This is a genomic window from Clostridium tarantellae, from assembly GCF_009295725.1.
In the GTDB taxonomy this organism is placed as follows: Bacteria; Bacillota; Clostridia; order Clostridiales; family Clostridiaceae; genus Sarcina; species Sarcina tarantellae.
In genome coordinates, this window is sequence record NZ_WHJC01000261.1 from 1 (window position 1) to 4,713 (window position 4,713).

A 4,713-nucleotide genomic window follows, 5' to 3' on the forward strand; every position below is an offset into this window, starting at 1 on the left:
CAAGGCGTTACCCTATCATTCTACCTTTCGTAATATCAGTTCTAATAATTTTATAAATTATTAGGCTAGTTTTATAGTAAACCCTCGCTTACCTTTGTCTAGCAACAAGTCGCACTTTCATATTCATGTGGATACTTATAACCTTCTACTCCTAAATTACTTGCCCCCTTATAATGACTATCTCTTAAATGTTTTGGTACATCTCCTACATTAATTTCTTCTAAATCCTTAAATGCCTTTTTTATAGCTATATAAGAGCTATTAGATTTAGGAAGAGTTGATAAATATATAGTTAACTCTGATAACACAATTGAAGCCTCTGGAAGCCCTATTCTTAAACATATTTCTATCCCACTATTAACTACCATTAAAGCATTTGGATGAGCCATACCAATATCTTCAGAAGCTATAACTGCTATTCTTCTTATAATACTCTCTATGTTTCCCCCTTTTATTAATTTAGCTAAATAATGAATTGCAGCATCGGGATCACTACCTCTTATACTTTTTTGAAATGCACTTAATAAATTGTAGTACTCATCTCCACTAGCATCAGACTTTAAATTTGATTGTCCTAGACTTTCAATATATTTCATAGATAGTACTATTGCCTCATCTTTATTTTGAGAATTAATTGCTAATTCTAATATTGTATAAGCTTTTCTTACATCACCTTGAGATAATTCAGCTATATATTCTATAACCCCTTCTTCTAAAAGAATATTATAATTATCCTTTTCAAGTTTTAATATAGCTTTATTTATAGCTTTTACTAACTCCTTAGCCTTTATAGTCTCAAATTTAAAAATTGTGCTTCTACTTAAAATTGCTTTATGAATTGCAAAATAAGGATTTTCTGTAGTACTTGCTATTAAAATCACTCTACCATCTTCAATAAATTGAAGTAATGCTTGTTGTTGTTTTTTATTAAAATGTTGTAGCTCATCTATATATAATACTATACCTCTATAATTTAATAAATTATCTATATTTTCTGTTATTTCTTGTATATCTTTTATTGATGCTGTTGTTGCATTTAGTTTGTAAAATTTTTTATCCGTATAATTAGATATTATATTAGCTAGGGTTGTTTTTCCTACACCTGGTGGACCATAAAAAATACAATTCATTATGTTTTTATTTTTTATTAAATTATTTAAAGGCCTATTTTTACCGATTAAATGATTTTGTCCTACCATATCTTCCATATATTTAGGTCTCATTAACTCTGCTAACGGCTTCATAATAACCACTCCCATTATTTTTTTTAACTTAATTTATATTTTAAACATTAAAGCTACATTCCTCAACAATAAAATTTATTATAATTTTGCTCCATATTTTGTAACATTTTTCCATAAAATATATATTTTATATTATGAACATTTAATAGGGAGATTTTAAATGAAATATGAAATTATAGACTGTATGGATGCAGGTACTGAATTTTGTCCCTGCCATTTAGCTGAAGAAGGAGAATGTATTTTGTGTTCTCAGCTCCAAGGCAAATGTTTCTGTGATTGTGTAAATTGGAAGGGAGTATGTATTTATCAAGAATTTAAATATAATAATGAAAAAGCAAAGCCTGGGAGACTTACCTTTACTTGTGAAGTAACTAAAGCAAAAGAAGTTGAGGATAATCTCCTTTTTATTGAGTTCAAATGTCCTCATAAGCTTTGTTTAGACTTAGTTGCTCCTGGTAGTTTTTTGTTTATTAGAACAAAAGATAATCCATATTTTGATGTTCCAATTTCTATAATGGATGCTGATACGGATAAAAATTTAATAAAACTTATGATAGAAATAAGAGGTATAAAAACCAAACGGCTTTTAAATATTGTGCCAGGTGGTGAAATAACTATACGTGGCCCTTACTTTAATGGAGTTTTTGGAACTAAAAATATCTATTCAGCTATAAATGATAATGTTTTACTTATAGTAAGAGGTATTGGTGTAGCTCCAGTTTTACCAATAATAAAAAAATTACTGCATCAAGGAAATAATCTAAAAGTTCTTGTTGATAAAACTCCATTTTCTAAAAATTATTTAAAAGAGTACTTAGATAAAAATTCTATTGAATATTTAGAATTAAATTTAATAAATAAAGGTCTTATTTCTTTTGATGCAAAGGATTATATAATCAATGATATTAAAACTCGTAATACTAAATTAATTCATTGTGCCGGTGCAGATATTTTAACTTATAAATTAATTGAATTTTTAGATTCTCTTGGGAAAAATAATATCAAAATTTCTTGTTGCAACAATGCAAAAATGTGCTGTGGTGAAGGTGTCTGTGGTAGCTGTACCGCTAGATTTGCTGGTCATAAAGTTAAAAGACTTTGCAAAATACAAACAGATCCAAGAAATATTTTTGAAGGGAGAAGATTTATATGAAGATTATAGTTATCGGTGGTGGTTGGTCTGGAGTAGCTGCTGCTCTCCAAGCAAAAAAAAGTGGTGCTGAAGTTCATTTATTTGAAAAAACAGATATTCTTTTAGGCTTAGGTAATGTTGGCGGTATAATGAGAAATAACGGTCGCTTTACCGCTTCTGAAGAACTTATAGCTATGGGTGGTGGAGACTTAATAGAAATTTGTGATAAAGTTAGTAGGCATAAAAATATAAAATTTCCTGGACATGAACATGCATGGCTTTATGATGTTAATCTTATAGAAGGTGAAGTTTCTAGATATATAAAGAAATTAGGCATAAATGTTCATTTATTATCTAGAGTAACAGATATTGAATTAAAAGATAATAAAATTTTAGGGATTTATACTGCTGATGAAAAATATTTTGAAGGTGATGTATTTATTGAAACTACGGGTTCAACAGGACCAATGGGAAATTGTTTGCGTTATGGAAATGGTTGTTCAATGTGTATATTACGTTGTCCTGCTTTTGGTCCAAGAATAAGTATAAGTGAACGCTGTGGTGTTTTAGATATTCGTGGTGAACGTAAAGGTGATGAATTAGGTGCTTTTAGTGGTTCTTGTAAATTAACAAAAGAAAGCTTATCTAAAGAATTAAAAAATGAATTAGATAGTAAAGGAGTAGCAATTGTTAAAATTCCTAAAGAAGATGTGAGCTATGATAAACTTAGTGCTAAAGTTTGTCAACAATATGCTCTTAAAGAATTTGCTGAAAATTTGGTTCTATTAGATACAGGACATGCTAAACTTATGACTACTTATTATCCTTTAGAAAAATTAAGAAAAATTAAAGGATTTGAAAATGCTAAATATGTAGATCCATATGCAGGTAGTAAAGGAAACTCTATTCGTTATTTATCTGTTGCTCCTAGAGGAAATGATTTAAAGGTTGATAATGTATATAATTTATTCTGTGCTGGAGAAAAAGCTGGTTTATTTGTTGGGCATACTGAAGCTATAGTAACAGGAACCCTTTCTGGATATAACGCTGTTAGGCTTGCCTTAGGTATGCCATTATTGATTTTACCACGCTCAATAGCTTTAGGAGATATAATAGCTTATGCTAATGAAAAATCAACTACTAAAGAAGGTAGAATTAGTAGATACACTTTTGCTGGTTCAGAATACTTTAAAAGAATGAAAGAACTTAATTTATATACAATAGACAAAGAAGAAATAATGAATCGTGTACTTCAATTAAATCTTAAAGATATTTTTAAAAAACCTCTAATTTAAAATAATATAAACTTTATTACTAAACTTAAAATCATGATTCTTAATTTATCTATAAATAAGAACCATGATTTTTTTATTATAATTTATTTACATCTGTCTTTTACATATTCATATACTTTTTCAGTAGCTTCCCATCTGTTAGGACAATTTAAAACTACTATAATTAAATTTCTTTCGTTATGGTTTATTGAAGTAACTAAACATTTTCCTGCTTGTCCGGTATATCCTGTTTTTCCTCCATTTGCATTGTTAATTCTCCATAATATTTTATTTATATTATTATAATCTCGAGTAAATCCATATTTATCTTTTTTTATTTCTTTAGTTCCAGAAATTTCTCTGAAAAATTCATTATTCATTGCTTTTGACATTAATAAAGCTAAATCATAGGCTGTTGAATAATGCATTTGACTATCTAAACCATGAGGCGATTGAAAATTAGAATCTACAAGACCAATTATTCTAGCAAAATCAGTCATCATAATTGAAAAATTTTCAACATTTCCACCTAAATGCTCTGCAATTGCTATAGCAGCATCATTTCCTGATTTATACATAAGTCCAAACAAAAGCTCTTTTAATGTTATTTTTTCTCCTGCTTTATAACCAACTGTTGATCCTCTAATAGAAGACGCACTTTTAGATATAGTTACTTGATCATCTAAATTTCCATAATTAATTGCCACTAATGCTGTTAAAATTTTTGTTGTACTTGCCATTGGAACACATCTAAAAGCATTTTTTTCATATAAAATTTCACCAGTTTTTGAATCATATGCAATTGAAAAATGTGCATTTGGTGTTATATCTTTATTATTTGCATAAACGGTGTATTTATTAAAAGAAAAAAAATTTAATATTAATAATATACATATTATTCTCTTCACATTACTTTCCTCCTATTCTACTTTGCTTCTAAATTATTTTTCACTTAAATATTTTTATTAATCCAGTAGATTATTGGATATTTTTCTATTTATTTGTTAATAATTAAAAATGATATTTAAGGAGGGTTGTATGTGTATATTTATAATTATAATAT

The 4,713-nt window shown here is 27.8% G+C and carries 4 protein-coding genes; 2 read left to right on the top strand and 2 right to left on the bottom strand.

Features of this window, described 5'->3' with window-relative positions; genetic code table 11:
• Positions 1-98: 98 nt before the first annotated feature.
• Positions 99-1,244 carry a replication-associated recombination protein A gene (locus GBZ86_RS12795; protein WP_152891245.1) on the bottom strand — a complete coding sequence of 382 codons (1,146 nt, stop codon included), beginning with the start codon at positions 1,242-1,244 and terminating at the stop codon, positions 99-101.
• Positions 1,245-1,404: 160 nt separating this feature from the next.
• Here GBZ86_RS12795 and GBZ86_RS12800 point away from each other — a divergent pair, with 160 nt between their 5' ends.
• Entirely contained in the window at positions 1,405-2,397 is a 993-nt protein-coding gene (locus tag GBZ86_RS12800; protein ID WP_152891247.1) for a sulfide/dihydroorotate dehydrogenase-like FAD/NAD-binding protein, read from the top strand.
• The gene (locus GBZ86_RS12805) at positions 2,394-3,671 is read left to right on the top strand and encodes an FAD-dependent oxidoreductase (RefSeq protein WP_152891249.1); all 1,278 of its coding nucleotides are present in this window, start codon (positions 2,394-2,396) and stop codon (positions 3,669-3,671) included. The genes GBZ86_RS12800 and GBZ86_RS12805 overlap by 4 nt, the downstream gene beginning before the upstream one ends.
• An 83-nt stretch (positions 3,672-3,754) precedes the next feature.
• Here the strand turns inward: GBZ86_RS12805 and GBZ86_RS12810 are convergent, their stop codons facing one another.
• A complete protein-coding gene (locus GBZ86_RS12810) occupies positions 3,755-4,540 on the bottom strand; it encodes a D-alanyl-D-alanine carboxypeptidase family protein (RefSeq protein ID WP_327445201.1) in 786 nt (261 codons plus the stop codon).
• Between the last annotated feature and the right edge of the window lie 173 nt (positions 4,541-4,713).

What these genes read in the sequence shown, in the direction of transcription:
- GBZ86_RS12800 (WP_152891247.1), top strand. Translation starts at nt 1,405, where the DNA reads ATGAAATATGAAATTATAGACTGTATGGATGCAGGTACTGAATTTTGT.
- GBZ86_RS12805 (WP_152891249.1), top strand. Translation starts at nt 2,394, where the DNA reads ATGAAGATTATAGTTATCGGTGGTGGTTGGTCTGGAGTAGCTGCTGCT.
- GBZ86_RS12795 (WP_152891245.1), bottom strand. Translation starts at nt 1,244, where the DNA reads ATGAAGCCGTTAGCAGAGTTAATGAGACCTAAATATATGGAAGATATG.